Source organism: Pseudonocardia tropica, from assembly GCF_040105315.1.
Lineage (GTDB): Bacteria > Actinomycetota > Actinomycetes > Mycobacteriales > Pseudonocardiaceae > Pseudonocardia > Pseudonocardia alni.
This window is the reverse complement of sequence record NZ_JBEDNP010000006.1, coordinates 150980-166238: the sequence shown is the minus strand read 5'-3', so window position 1 is coordinate 166238 and position 15259 is coordinate 150980. Positions and strand designations below refer to the sequence as shown.

General features: G+C 77.9%; 1 pseudogene. It reads left to right on the top strand.

What is annotated here, in order from left to right:
- Positions 1-100: 100 nt before the first annotated feature.
- A pseudogene (locus tag WHI96_RS12335) lies at positions 101-15199 on the top strand (amino acid adenylation domain-containing protein); the annotation flags it as partial.
- Positions 15200-15259: the final 60 nt, after the last annotated feature.

The following is a 15259-nucleotide window of genomic DNA, read 5'->3' as shown; positions in this document are numbered from 1 at the left end:
GCGCCGCCCGTCCCGCACCACCATCCCAGGAGCGCCTCCCGTGACCCGCACGCTGCCGTCCCCGTCCGACCCGCGCCCGGGACCGCTCCCGGGCGGTACGCTCGCGACCTGGCCGGAGCTGTTCGCCCGGCAGGTCGCGGCCAGGCCGGACGCCGTGGCGGTGCAGTGCGGCTCGGGGGAGGGCTGCGAGCAGCTCACCTACGCCGGGCTCGACGAGCGGGCGGGGCGGCTCGCGTCGGTGCTGCGGGGGCGCGGCGCGGGACCGGAGGGGCTGGTCGCGCTCGCCGTACCGCGCGGGGTGGACCTCGTCGTCGCGCAGGTGGCGATCCTGCGGGCGGGCGCGGCGTACCTGCCGGTCGACCCGGACCAGCCGCCGGCGCGGACCGCGCTGGTGCTCGACGACGCCCGCCCGGCCGTCGTGCTGAGCACGGCCGGTGTCGCCGCGGAGCTGCCGCTGCCCGACGGGACCCCGACCGTGCTGCTCGACGACGACGCCGACCGGGCCGCGATCGCCACCGCGCCGGTCGCCCCGGTGCCCGACGTCGACGTCCTCGACGCCGCCTACGTCATCCACACCTCCGGCTCCACCGGGCGGCCCAAGGGCGTCGTGCTGACCCACAGCGGCGTCGCGCAGCTCGTCGCCACCCAGACCGAGCGGCTCGGCGTCGGCGCGGACGACCGGATCCTCGGGTTCGCCTCGACCGGCTTCGACGTCGCGTTCTGGGAGCTGTGCATGGCGCTGCTCTCCGGCGGGCGGCTGGTCGTGGTGCCCTCGGAGCTGCGGCTGCCGGTGCCCGAGCTCGCCGACTACGCCCACGAGCACGCGGTGACGGTGATGGTGCTGCCGCCCGCACTGCTCGCGGCGCTGGGCCCGGACGTGACGCTGCCCCCGGCGACCCTGCTCGCCGGTACCGAGCGGGTGTCCCCGGAGCTGGTCGCGCGGTGGGCGCGCGGCCGGGCGATGTTCAACGCCTACGGCCCGACCGAGGTCACCGTCAACTCCACGCTGGGCCGGTGCGACCCGGCGCGGACCGGGCCGGTGGTGCCGATCGGCGTCGCCGACCCGATGACCGCCGCGTACGTGCTGGGCCCCGACCTGGACCCGGTCCCCGACGGCGAGCAGGGCGAGCTCTACCTCGGCGGCCCTGGTCTGGCCCGGGGCTACCTGAACAAGCCGGGCCTGACCGCGGAGCGGTTCGTCGCCGACCCGTTCGGGCCCGCGTGCGGGCGGCTCTACCGCACCGGCGACCTCGTGCGCGTCGACGAGCGCGGCGAGCTGGAGTTCCTGGGCCGCGTCGACGACCAGCTGAAGGTCCGCGGCTACCGGATCGAGCCCGGCGAGATCGAGTCGGTGCTGCGGGCCCACCCGCACGTCGCCGAGGCCGTCGTCGGCGTGCACGAGGCCGCGCCGGGGGACCGGCGCCTCACCGCGTGGGTCGTCCCCGCGACCGCCGGGGACACCCCCGCCGACGACGGCGCCGAGCGCGTCGCCGACTGGCGCGACGTCCACGAGCTGCTCTACGCCGCCACCTCCGCCGACGACGGGGACCCCACCGGCTACGAGGGCGGCTTCGCCGGCTGGAACTCCACCTACGACGGCACCCCCATCCCGCGCGCGGACATGCGGGCCTGGCGCGACGCCACCGTCGCCCGGATCCGGGAGCTCGGCCCCGGCCGGGTCCTGGAGCTCGGCGTCGGCAACGGCCTGCTGCTCGCCGAGCTGGCCCCGGACTGCCCCCGCTACGTCGGCACCGACGTGTCCGCCGAGGCCGTCGCCGCGCTGTCGCGGTGGGTCGCGACCCGCCCCGGGCTGCGCGGGCGCGTCGAGCTGGCCCCCGCCGCCGCCCACGAGCTCGACGGCATCACCGGTCCCTTCGACACCATCGTGATCAACTCCGTCGCCCAGTACTTCCCGGGCCCGGAGTACCTGACCGACGTGCTGACCCGGGCCGCGGCGCTGCTCGCGCCCGGTGGCGCGATCGTCGTCGGCGACGTCCGGCACGCCGGGCTGCTGCGCACCTTCCGCGCCGGGGTCGTCGCCGCCCGGCGGCCCGACGCGGAGCCCGCCGAGCTGCGCCGCGCCCTCGACGGCGCCGTCGCCTGGGAGGGCGAGCTGCTCTGCGCGCCGCAGTTCTTCACCGCCCTCGACGGGTTCGACGCGAGCAGCATCCGGATCAAGCGGGCCCGCGCGCACGACGAGCTCTCGCGCTACCGCTACGACGTCGTGCTCCGGCCCGGCGCCGCCGCGCGGCCCGGCCCCGCGACCGACCCGCTCGTGATCGACTGGGACGGGGCCGGGGCCGACCCGGCCGCGCTCACCGACGCCCTGCGCGCCGCGCTGGGCGCCGGGCTCGACTCGACGGGCGGCAGTGGCCCGATCGCGGGCCGCGACGGCGGCGGCGCGGCCCGCGGTGGTGCGGCCCGTGCGGGCGCGGACGTGGTGCGCGTGGTCGGGGTCCCGGACCTGCGCTCGGCCGCCGACCGCGCCACCCGCGCCCGCATCGACGGCGAGCCCGAGCCCCCCGCCGGTGCCGACCCCGAGGAGCTGCTGGCCCTCGGCGAGTCCCTCGGCTACCGCGCCGAGGGCACCTGGGGCCCCGGGGCGACGGTCGAGCTGCTGTTCTCCCGGCCCGGCGTCGACCCCGGGCCACTGCACCGCGCGACCACCGACGCGACCACCGACGCGACCGCCGACGCGACCACCGACGCGACCGGGCCCGCGTTCCACCGCCCGGCCCCCTTCCGGGACGTCGACGCCCTGGTCGGCGCCCTGCGCGAGCACCTGCGCGACCGGCTCCCGGACTGGATGGTGCCCGCCGCCGTCGTCCCGCTGCCGTCGGTGCCGGTACTGGCCAACGGCAAGACCGACCGGGCCGCGCTGCCCGCCCCCGACCTGTCCGCGCAGGTCCGCGGCACCCGCCCCGGCACGCCACGCGAGGCGCTGCTCTGCGACCTCGTGTCGGAGGTCCTCGGGGTGCCCGGCTTCGGCGTCGACGACGACTTCTTCGCCCTCGGCGGCGACTCGGTCCTGTCGATCCGGCTGGTCGTGCGGGCCCGCGAGTCCGGCCTGCTGGTCACCCCGCGGCAGGTCTTCACCCACCGCACCGTCGCCGAGCTCGCACCGCTCGTGACCGAGCACCACGCCGTCGCCGCGCCCACCGGCCCCGACACGACCGTCCTGGACGACGCCGCGGCCGCCGTGCTCGGCCCCGTCACCCTCGCCGGGCCGGTGTCCCCGCTGCAGGAGGGCTTCTTCTTCCACGCCGCGCTCGACCCGGCCGACACCTCCTACGTCGTGCAGGAGGTCCTCGACCTGCCCGCCGACGTCGACCCGGGCGCCCTGCGCGCCGCGCTGTCGGACCTGCTCGAGCGGCACCCGCAGCTGCGCGCCGGGTTCGCCCAGCGCGCCGACGGCCGCGTCGTCCAGGGCGTCGCCGACCGCGTCACGCTGCCGTGGACCGAGCACGACGTGCGCGGCACCGACCCGGCCGCCGTCCTCGACGCCGAGCGGACCCGACCGTTCGACCTCGCCCGCCCGCCGCTGCTGCGCGCCGCGCTGCTGCACGACGACGACCGTGCCCGCCTCGCCCTGACCTTCCAGCACGCCGTCCTCGACGGCTGGTCGGTCGCGCTGCTGGTCACCGAGCTGGAGCAGGCCCACGCCGCCCGGGCCGCCGGCACCCCGCAGGACCCCGCCGGGCCGCGCGCCCGGGCCGAGGCGCGGCTGCGCGCCTGGTTCGCCCACCTCACCGCCCTCGACACCGACGACGCCCGGTCCGCCGCCCGCGCGGTGTGGGACGCGGAGCTGGCCGGCGCCGAACCGGTCCGGCTGCTCGACGCCCTCCCCGCCCCGCGGTCCGGGGCCGCGGGAGCGGACCGGCCGCACGCCCGGCGCGCACTGACCCTCGACGCCGGCGCGACCGCCGCGCTCGACCGCGCCGCCCGCGCCCGCGCCGTCACCCCGTCGACGGTGCTGCACACCGCGTGGGCCCTCACCGTCGGCGCGCTCACCGGCAGCCGCGACGTGCTCGTCGGCAGCACCGTGTCCGGCCGCGACGCCGCCGTCGACGGCATCGGCGAGGCCGTCGGGCTGTTCGTCAACACCGTCCCGGTGCGGATGCGGTGGTCGCCCGGCGAGCCCCTGTCCGCGCCCCTGCGCCGCATGCAGGACGGCCGCACCGCCGTCCTCGACCACCCGCAGGTCCGGCTCGCCGAGCTGCAGCGCGGCCGCGGGGAGCTGTTCGACTCCATCGTGGTGATCGAGAACTACACCGCGGAGCAGACCGCGAACGGCCTGGTCACCGGGGTGGAGGTGCGCGACGCGGTGCACTACCCGCTCGCGCTGGTCGTCCGCCCGGGCCGGGAGACCTCCGTCGTGCTCAAGCACGACGAGACCCGCGTCGACGACGCCACCGCGGGCCTGCTGCTCGAGATGTTCGAGCGCACCCTGACCGCGCTGGCCACCGGCCCGCAGCGCACCGTCGCCTCGCTGCCGCTGCGCACCCGTCCCGAGCAGGGCGTGCACGGCCCCGACCGGGCCGCCGACCCGCGGACCCTGGCCCGCCGGGTCGCCGACGGGCTGGCCGCCGACCCCGACCGCACCGCCGTCGTCGCACCGGACGGGACGCTCACCGCCGCCGAGCTGGACCGCCGCTCGGCCGCGCTGGCCGGGGCGCTGCGCGAGCGCGGCGCCGGACCGGGCAGCGTCGTCGGGGTCGCCGTACCGCGCTCGACCGAGCTGATGGTCGCGCTGCTCGGCGTCGTCCGCGCCGGGGCTGCCTACCTGCCGCTGGACCCGGAGCACCCGGCGGAGCGGATCGCGTTCACCGCCGCCGACGCGGGCGTCGACACCGTGCTGGTGCCCGCGGGCACCGACCCGCTGCCCGACCTGCCCGGGGTGCGCCGCCTGGCGGTCGCCGAACTCGCCGACGGCCCGGTGCCCGCCGCGCTGCCCGACCCGGACCCCGACGACGCCGCCTACCTGATCTACACCTCCGGCTCGACCGGGCGGCCCAAGGGCGTCGTGGTCAGCCACCGCGCCATCGGCAACCGGCTCGACTGGATGCAGGACGCGTACCCGCTCACCGCCGACGACCGGGTGCTGCAGAAGACCCCCGCCGGGTTCGACGTGTCGGTGTGGGAGTTCTTCTGGGCCCCCGCGACCGGCGCGACCGTCGTGCTCGCCGCCCCCGGCGGGCACCGCGACCCCGAGTACCTGGCGCGGCTGGTCCGCGACGAGCACATCACCACGCTGCACTTCGTGCCCTCGATGCTGGAGGGCTTCCTCGCCGCCGAACAGGTCACCGCCGACCCGGGGTGGGCGGCCACGCTGCGCCGGGTGTTCTGCTCCGGCGAGGCGCTGTCCGCCGCCGCGGCCCGGCGCTGGCACGCGCTGACCGGGGTGGCGCTGCACAACCTCTACGGGCCCACCGAGGCCGCCGTCGACGTCACCGCGCACACGGTCGCGCCCGACCCGGGGACCGTCGTCCCGATCGGCGTGCCGGTCGCGAACACCCGCACGCACGTCCTGGACGCCTGCCTGCGCCCGGTCCCCGACGGGGTCCCCGGCGAGCTGTACCTCGGCGGCGTGCAGCTGGCGCGGGGCTACCACGCCCGCCCCGGGCTGACCGCGGACCGCTTCGTCGCCGACCCGCTCGGCGCGCCGGGGGAGCGGCTCTACCGCACCGGCGACGTCGTGCGCCGCGTCGACGGCGAGCTGGTCTACCTCGGCCGCTCCGACGGCCAGGTGAAGATCCGCGGGCAGCGCATCGAGCCGGGCGAGGTCGAGGCCGCGCTCGCCGCGACCGACGGGGTCGGCCGCGCCGCCGTCGTCGTCCGCCGGGACGGGCCGTCCCCGGCGCTGGTCGGCTACGTCGTGCCCGCCGCCGGCGCCGCTCCCGACGGCGACGGGCTGCGCGCCGCGCTGGCCCGGGTGCTGCCCGAGGCCATGGTGCCCGCCGCGGTCGTCGTGCTGGAGCAGATGCCGCTGACCCCCAACGGCAAGCTCGACCAGGCCGCCCTGCCGGCCCCGGGCGTCGCCGCGGGCGGGTCGGACCGGGAGCCCGCCACCGAGGTCGAACGCGTGCTGTGCGCGGCGTTCGCCGAGGTCCTGGGCCGCGACCGGGTCGGCCCCGACGACGACTTCCTCGCCCTCGGCGGGGACTCCATCACCTCCATCGCGGTGTCCTCGCGGGCCCGGCGGGCCGGCCTGGACGTCGGCCCCGGTGACGTACTGGCCGGGCGCACCCCGGCCGCCGTCGCCGGTCGGGCCGGGGCCGCCGCCGAGCCGGTCCCGCCGCTGCCCGACCCCGACCCGGCCGTCCTCGCCCGGGTGCGGCAGATCGCCGGCGACGACGTCGACCGGGTCTGGCCGCTGTCCCCGCTGCAGGAGGGGCTCTACTTCCACGCCACACTCGACGGCACCGCGGGCACCGTCACCGCCGCCGGTGACGCCTACACCGTGCAGGAGACCGTCGAGCTCGACCACGAGATCGACCTCGACCGGCTGCGCGACGCCGTCACCGCGATGCTGCGCCGCCACCCCACGCTGCGTGCCGGGTTCACCGCCGACGGCCTCGACGGGCCGGTGCAGTTCGTCGCCGCCGACCCGGCCCCACCGGTCCGGCTGGTGCACACCGGCTCGCCGGCCGAACGGGACCGGCTCACCGCCGCCGACCGGACCGCGCCGTTCGACCTGAGCAACCCGCCGCTGTTCCGGATCACCGTGCTGCGCGGCGACGGCCGCGACCGGCTGCTGGTCCACCGTCACCTGCTGATCTGGGACGGCTGGTCGGCCTGGCTGTTCCTGGAGGGGCTGTTCGACACCTACGCCGGGTCGCCGCCCCCGCCCTCCGGCGGCGGCTACGACGACCTGCTGGCCTGGATCGCCGCCCGCGACCCCGAGCCCGGACGGGCGGCCTGGCGGGACGCGCTCGCCGGGCTCGACGAGCCCACCCTCACCGCGCCCACACCCGCCGCGAGCCCGCGAGCGGTCGTCGAGACCCACCTCGACCTCGACGCGGACACCTCGGCGCGGCTGCGCGAGCTGGCCCGCGCCACCGCGGTCACCCCCAACACCGTGCTGTCCACGGTGTGGGCGCTGGCCCTGGCCGCCGGCACCGGCCGCGACGACGTCGTGTTCGGCACCTCGGTCGCCGGCCGGCCCGCGACCGTCCCCGACGTGGAGAACGTGATCGGGCTGTTCCTCAACACCGTGCCCGCCCGGGTCGCGCTGCGACCCGGCGAGACCGGCGCGCAGCTGCTCGCCCGGGTGCAGGCCGAGCGGCTCGCGCTGCTGGACCACGAGACCGTCGGGCTGGGGGAGATCCAGCAGCTGTCCGGGCACCGGACCCTGTTCGACACGCTGTTCGTCTACCGGCCCGAGGGCGGCGAGCAGCGGGTCGCCGACCTCGGCGCCCGGCACGGCATCACCGACCTGACCAGCACCGACACCACCCACTACGCGCTGACCCTCGCCGTCACCCCCGGCGAGCGGTTCCGGCTGACGCTGTCGCACACCGTCGGCGAGCCGGCCGCGGCCCGCTGGGTGGAGCGCGTGCGGCGGGTGCTGCACGGCCTGCTCGACGCCCCCGACGCCCCGGTCGCGCGGATCGACGCCCTCGGCGACGACGAGCGCGCCGAGGTCGTCGCGCACCGCACCGGGCGCCGGGTCGACCTCGGCACCGCGACGGTCGCCGACCTGCTCGCCGAGCGGGCCGGGATCGCCCGCGACGACCTCGCCGTCGTCGCCGGGGACGTCCGGCTCACCTACGCCGAGCTGGACGCCGCGGTGAACCGCACCGCGCGGCTGCTCCGCGCCCGCGGCGCCGGGCCGGAGACCGTCGTCGCGCTGGGGCTGCCCCGCTCGGCCGAGACCGTCGTCGCGCTGTTCGCGGTGCTGCGCACCGGCGCCGCGTACCTGCCGCTGGAGCTGGACCACCCCGCGGCCCGGCTGGTCGAGACCCTGCGCGACGCCCGCCCGGTCGCGGTGCTCACCACGACCGCGGTCGCCCCGGCGCTCGACGGGGCGGGGGTGCCCACGGTCGCGCTGGACGACCCGGCCGTCGCGGCCGAGCGCGCCGCACTGGACCCCGGCCCGATCCCCGACGCCGAGCTGGGCAGCTTCGCCCGCGAGAACCCGGCGCGGCTCGACCTGCCCGCCTACGTCATCTACACCTCCGGCTCCACCGGGCGGCCCAAGGGCGTCGTCACCCCGTACCGGGGCCTGACGAACATGCAGCTCAACCACCGCCGCGAGATCTTCGACCCGGTGGTCGCCGACGTCCGTGCCCGCCGCGGCCCCGACGCGCGGCTGCGGGTCGCCCACACCGTGTCCTTCGCGTTCGACATGAGCTGGGAGGAGCTGCTCTGGCTGGTCGAGGGGCACGAGGTGCACGTGGCCGATGAGGAGCTGCGCCGCGACGCCCACCGGCTGGTGTCCTACTGCGACACCCACGACGTCGACGTCGTCAACGTGACCCCGACCTACGCTGCGGCGCTGCTGGAGACCGGGCTGCTCGCCCGGCGCCCGATGCCGCTGGTGCTGCTCGGCGGTGAGGCCGTGTCCGACGCCGTCTGGTCGGCCCTGCGCGACGCCGACGGCGTGCTGGGCTACAACCTCTACGGCCCCACCGAGTACACGATCAACACCCTCGGCACGGGGACCGCGGACTCCGACACCCCCGCGGTCGGGAAGCCGATCACCAACACCGTCGCGCACGTGCTGGACCCGTGGCTGCGCCCGGTGCCCGACGGCGTCGCCGGTGAGCTGTACATCGCCGGTGACGGCCTGGCCCGCGGCTACCTGGACCGGTTCGCGCTGACCGCGCAGCGGTTCGTCGCGGACCCGTGGAGCCCGGGCGGGCGGATGTACCGCACCGGCGACCTGGTCCGGCGTCGGCCGGGCACCGGCGGGGTGCTCGACTTCCTGGGCCGCACCGACGACCAGGTCAAGATCCGCGGGCACCGCGTCGAGCCCGGCGAGGTCACCGCCCGCCTGGACCGGCACCCGCTGGTGTCGCGCTCGGCGGTCGTGCCGGTCCCCGCACCGGACGGCGGCTCGCTCCGGCTGGTCGGCTACGTCGTCCCCGCCGCCCCCGACGAGGCCGACCGCGCGGCCACCGCCGCCGGCGCCGTCGACGAGTGGCGCGCGATCTACTCCGAGGAGTACTCCCGGATCCCGGTCGCGGTGTTCACCGAGGACTACGCCGGCTGGGACTCCTCCTACACCGGCGAGCCGATCCCGTTCGCGGAGATGGCGCAGTGGCGCGCGGCGACGGTCGACCTGGTCCGCGCGCTGCGCCCGGAGCGGGTGCTGGAGATCGGGGTCGGGACCGGGCTGCTGCTCGGCCCGCTCGCCCCCGGCTGCGCCGAGTACCGCGGCACCGACCTCGCCGAGCCGGTGATCGCCGCACTGCGCGCCGCGCTCGCGACCGACCCGGTCCGCTACGGCCACGTCGAGCTCGACACCCGGCCCGCCGACGACCTGTCCGGTCTGCCGCGGGGCCACTTCGACACCGTCGTGATCAACTCGGTGGTGCAGTACTTCCCCGACGCCGGCTACCTGGAGCGGGTCCTCACCGGCGCCGCGGAGCTGCTCGCCCCCGGCGGCCGGATCGTCGTCGGGGACGTGCGCCGCCCGGACACGCTGCACTCCTTCCACACCGCGATCGCCCGGACCCGCCTCGGCGACGGGGCCGACCCCGCCGCGGTCGACGCCGCGGCGGAGCGGTCCCTCGCGCTGGAGAAGGAGCTGCTGCTCGCCCCGGCGTTCTTCGACCGGATCGCGGCCGCTCTCGGCGCGGAGGTCGCGGTGCGCGCCAAGCGCGGCGAGGCCCACAACGAGCTGACCCGGCACCGCTACGACGTCGAGCTGCACCTGCCCGGCGCCGACGTGCGCCGCGCCGACCCGGAACGCACGCTGCGGTGGGGCACCGACGTGACCTCCCCCGACGAGCTGGACCGGCTCCTCGCCGACGCCGGGGACACCGCGCTGCGCCTCACCGGCGTCCCGGACGTCCGGCTCGCCACCGAGCAGGGGAGCCCCGGCGACGGTCCGGAGCCCGACGCGCTGCGTGCGCTCGCCGCCCGGCACGGCCGCGACGCCGAGCCGACCTGGTCCCCGGACGGACCCGGCCTGCTCGACGTCGTGCTGGTCGCGGCCGACCCGGCGGGCCGCCCGCTGGTCGGGCTGCACCGCGCCGGGGACCCGGCCGCCCCGGAGGCGACCGACCCGGCGGCGGCCCGCTCCGCCGCCGAGCTGGTCCCGGTCCTGCGCGAGGACCTGCGGGCGAGCCTGCCCGACCACCTCGTGCCGTCGGCGTTCGTGCTGCTCGACGAGCTGCCGCTGACCGCCAACGGCAAGCTCGACACCCGCGCGCTGCCCGTCCCCGACGCCCGCGCCGCCGCGGCGCCGTCGCGGGCCCCGGAGACCGCGACCGAGCAGGCCCTGTGCACGGTGTTCGCCGAGGTCCTCGGCCTCGACGGGGTCGGCGTGGACGACGACTTCTTCGACCTCGGCGGGCACTCGCTGCTCGCCACCCGGATCGTCGCCCGGCTGCGCACCGCGATCGGGGCGGAGGTGTCGATCCGCGACCTGTTCACCGAGCCGACCCCGGCCCGGCTCGCGGCCCGCCTCGACGCGGGCGACCCCGGCTCCGTCGACGGCACCGGCACCGCCCGCCCCGTGCTGGCGCCGCGGCCCCGCCCGCAGCCGCTGCCGGCGTCGTCGGCGCAGCACCGGCTGTGGGTCCTCGACCGCCTCGACGCCGACGCCGGCCGGGACAGCGCCTACCACTTCCCGATCACCTTCCGGCTGGCCGGCGCCCTCGACGCCGACGCGCTGGCCACGGCGCTGCACGACGTCACCGGGCGCCACGAGTCGCTGCGCACCCTGCTCGTCGACGGCGGCGACGGCGTCCCGGTCCAGGTGGTCGTCGACGCCGCGACGGCCCGGGTGCCGTTCGTGCGCCGCACCGTCGACGCCGCCACCACCCCGGCGGAGGTGGCGGCGGAGATCCGGCGCCCGTTCGACCTGGGCTCCGACCTGCCGATCCGGGCGCTGCTGCTCACCGAGTCCGACACCGGCGAGCACGTGCTGGTGCTCGTGCTGCACCACGTCACCACCGACGAGTGGTCCGACCGGCCGTTCCTGGCCGACCTCGCGACCGCCTACGCGGCCCGGGCCGCGGGCCGCGCGCCCCGCCTCACCCCGCTGCCGGTGCAGTACGCCGACCACACCCTGTGGCAGCGGGAGCTGCTCGGCGACCCGGCCGACCCGTCGTCGGTGGCGGGCCGCCAGCTCGCGTTCTGGACCCGCACCCTGGCCGGGCTGCCCGAACGCCTGGACCTGCCGACCGACCGGCCGGAGCCCGCGTCCCCGACGATGGCGGGCGACGCGGTCGAGGTGCCGATCGACCCCGCGCTCGGCGCCGAGCTGCGCCGCACGGCGCGCGCCGCCGGGGCGAGCACCTTCATGCTCGCCCGGGCCGCGGTCGCGGTCCTGCTGCACCGCCTCGGCGCCGGCGACGACATCCCGCTGGGCGCCCCCGTCGCGGGCCGCGCGGACCAGGCGCTGGAGGACGTCGTCGGGTTCTTCGTCAACACCCTGGTGCTGCGCACCGACCTGTCCGGCGACCCCGGGTTCACCGAGGTCCTGGACCGGGTCCGGGCCGCCGACCTGGAGGCGTTCGCGCACGCCGACGTGCCCTTCGAGTCGGTGGTGCGCGCGGTCAACCCGGACCGCAGCGCCGACACCACCCCGCTGTTCCAGGTGATGGTGGTGCACCGGGCCGGTGGGACCGCCCGCGAGTCGGGCCTGGTCCTGCCCGGGGTCACCGTCGGCGAGCAGCCGCAGCCGCCCGCCCGCGCCCAGTTCGACCTGGTCGTCGAGTTCCGCGACGGCGGGCCGGAGGAGCCGCTGGGGGTGCGGCTGCTGTACCGCACCGAGCTGTTCGACGCCGCGACCGTGCACGCGCTGGGGGAGCGGCTGACCACGGTGCTGCGCGCCGTCGTCGCCGACCCGCGGCGCCCGGTCCGCCGGATCGACGTCGCCGCGGACGGGGAGGCCGGCCGGACCCGCCGCGCCCTCGACGGCGGCCCGGTCCCGGCCGCCCGCACGATGTGGGAGATGGTCGCCGGCTCCGTCGCCGACCGGCCCGGCGCGGTCGCCGTCGCCGACGAGCACCGCGAGCTCGACTACGCCGGGCTCGACGTCGAGACCGCCGCGCTGGCCCGCGAGCTGCGCGCCCGCGGTGTCGGCCCGGAGACCGTCGTCGGGGTCGCGGTGCCGCGGTCGGTCGAGATGGTCGTCGCGGTGCTGGCGGTGCTGCGCGCCGGCGGAGCGTTCCTGCCGCTGGACCTCAACCTGCCCCCGGAGCGGCTGGAGTACCTGCTCGCCGACTCCGGCACCCGGCTGGTCGTGACGACCGGCGACGCCGCGGCCCTGCTGCCCGTCGTGGACGGCGTCACGCACCTCGTCCCGGCGCCGCCCGAGCCCGGCCCGGCCCCGGACGACCCGCCCGCCGACCCGGCGGGCGCCGCCTACGTCATCTACACCTCCGGCTCGACCGGACGCCCGAAGGGCGCGGTCCTGCCGCACGCCGGGATCGGCGAGCTGCTGGAGCTGGCCCGCGACCGGATGCGGCTGACCGCGGACTCCCGGGTCCTGCAGTTCTCCGCGCCCGGCTTCGACGTGCTCGTGTTCGAGCTGTGCATGGCGCTGTGCTCCGGGGCCCGGCTCGTCGTCGCCCCGGAGCGGCTGCGCGGCCGCGACGCCGACCCGGCCGAACTGACCGGGTTCTTCGCCGAGCAGCGGCTCACCCACCTGATCCTGCCGCCGTCGCTGATCACCGCGCTGCCGCCGGAGGCGTCGCTCCCGGCCGGGGCGACGGTGCTCGCCGGGACCGAGGCCGTCCCGCCGGACCTGATCGACCGCTGGGGCGCGCACCTGGACCTGCACGTCGCCTACGGGCTCACCGAGGCCACCGTGAACTCCACGCTGTGGCACTCCCGGCCGGGCACCGGGTTCCGGTCGCCGATCGGACGCCCCGACCCGGGCGTGCGGACCCACGTCCTCGACGACGCCCTCACCCCCGTCCCGCCCGGCGTCCCCGGCGAGCTGTACGTGGCCGGGGCCGGGCTGGCCCGCGGCTACCTGGGGCGCACGGCGCTCACCGCGGACCGGTTCGTGGCCTGCCCGTTCGGGGACCCGGGGGAGCGGATGTACCGCACCGGAGACCGCGTCCGGCTGCGCTTCGACGAGGGCTCCGGGCATCCCGACCGCGAGCCGGTCCTGGAGTTCCTCGGCCGCTCCGACGACCAGGTCAAGATCCGCGGCCACCGGATCGAGCCCGGCGAGATCGAGGCCGTCCTGGCCGCGCACCCGGACGTCGCGCAGGCCGCGGTCGTCGTGCGACGGCGGGGCCCGGTCACCCGGCTCGACGGCTACGTCGTCCCGGCCGGCGGCGGCACCGCGGTGCCCGACGGCCTCGCCGAGCACCTGCGCGGGCGGCTGCCCGAGCACATGGTCCCGGCCCACCTCGTCGCGCTGGACGGGCCGCTGCCGCGCACCCCGAACGGGAAGGTCGACAAGCGGGCACTGCCCGAGCCCGCCCCGGCGGCCGGCAGCGGCCGGGAGCCCGCCGAGGGGCCCGAACGGCTGCTGGCCGGGCTGGTCGCGGAGCTGCTGGCCGTGGACCGGGTCGGCGCCGACGACGACTTCTTCGCCCTCGGCGGCGACTCGATCATCGCGATCCGGCTGGTGTCCGCTGCCCGCGCGGCCGGGCTGGCGCTGACCCCGCGCCAGGTGTTCCGGCACCGCACGGTCGCCGGGCTGGCCGCCGTCGCCGGGGCGGTGGAGCGCGAGCACACCCACGACGACGGCGTCGGCCCGGTCGGGTCGACCCCGATCCTGGACTGGCTCGCCGAGGTCGACCCGCACGCGCCGGGCTACAACCAGTCGGTGCTGGTGCGCACCCCGGCCGGGCTGACCGGGCCGGTGCTGCGCCGCGCCCTGGGCGCGCTGCTCGCCACGCACGGCATGCTCCGTGCCCGGCGTACCGCCGAGGGCCTGGAGGTCCCGGCCGCGGTGCCCGGCCCGGTGCTGCGGGAGGTGCCGGTCAGCGGGGTGGACACCGCCGACCAGGTGCGTGAGCTGCTGGGGGAGGAGGCGCTCGCCGCGCGCGCCCGGCTCGACCCCGGCTCCGGCACGATGCTGTCGGCGGTCTGGTTCGACGCCGGACCGGACGCCCCCGGACGCCTGTTGCTGGTGGTCGCGCACGTCGCCGTGGACTGGGTGTCGTGGCGGATCCTGCTCGACGACCTCGCCGGTGCCGTCGCCGCCCAGGGCGCGGGGCGTGCGCCGTCGCCGCCGCCGGTCGCGGTGTCCTACCGCGCCTGGGCGTCGATGCTCGCCGCCGAGGCCGCCCGCCCGCAGCGGGTCGCCGAGGCCGCCCGGTGGCGGTCGGTCCTGGCCGGACCGAGGGTGGCGCTGCCGCTGGCGACGCCGTTCGACCCGGACCGCGACCGGCACGGCACCAACCGGGTGCACCCGGTGGAGCTGCCCGCGGACCTGTCGGCCGCCGTCCTCGCCGCCGGTGCGGACCGGGCACTGGCCGCCGGGCTCGGGATCGCCGTCGCCGGCCTCGCACGCCACCACGGCGCCCCCGCCGAGGGGGTCGTGCCGCTCGCGGTGGAGGGACACGGCCGGGAGGAGGAGGCCGTCGCGGCGCGACCGGACCTGTCCCGCACCGTCGGCTGGTTCACCGCGATCCGGCCGGTCGCGGTCGACCCGCGGGGGACCGCGACGCAGGTGCGCGACCGGCTGGTCGCCGACCTCGACGCCGAGCCCGACCACGGTCTCGGGTTCGGCCTGCTGCGCCACCTGAACCCGGACACCGCCGCGGAGCTCGCCCCGCTGCCGCTGCCCGAGATCGAGTTCAACTACCTGGGCCGGTTCGACCGGCGCGCCCCGCGCGACTGGGGCTTCGCCGACGAGGACGACGCCCTCGACATCGCCGTCGAGGCGGACATGCGCCAGCGGTTCCCGCTGACCGTCATCGCCCGCACCGTCGACGGCGCGGACGGGCCCCGGGTGCACGCCGACCTGATCCACCCGGCCGCGGTGCTCGACGACGACGTCGTCGCCGACCTCGGGCGCCGGTGGACCGCGGCGCTGCGGGAGCTGACCGGGCGGGACTGAGCGACGACAGGAGACAGGGCAGGGGGCCGGTCGCGGTGCGACCGGCCCCCTGTCGTTGTG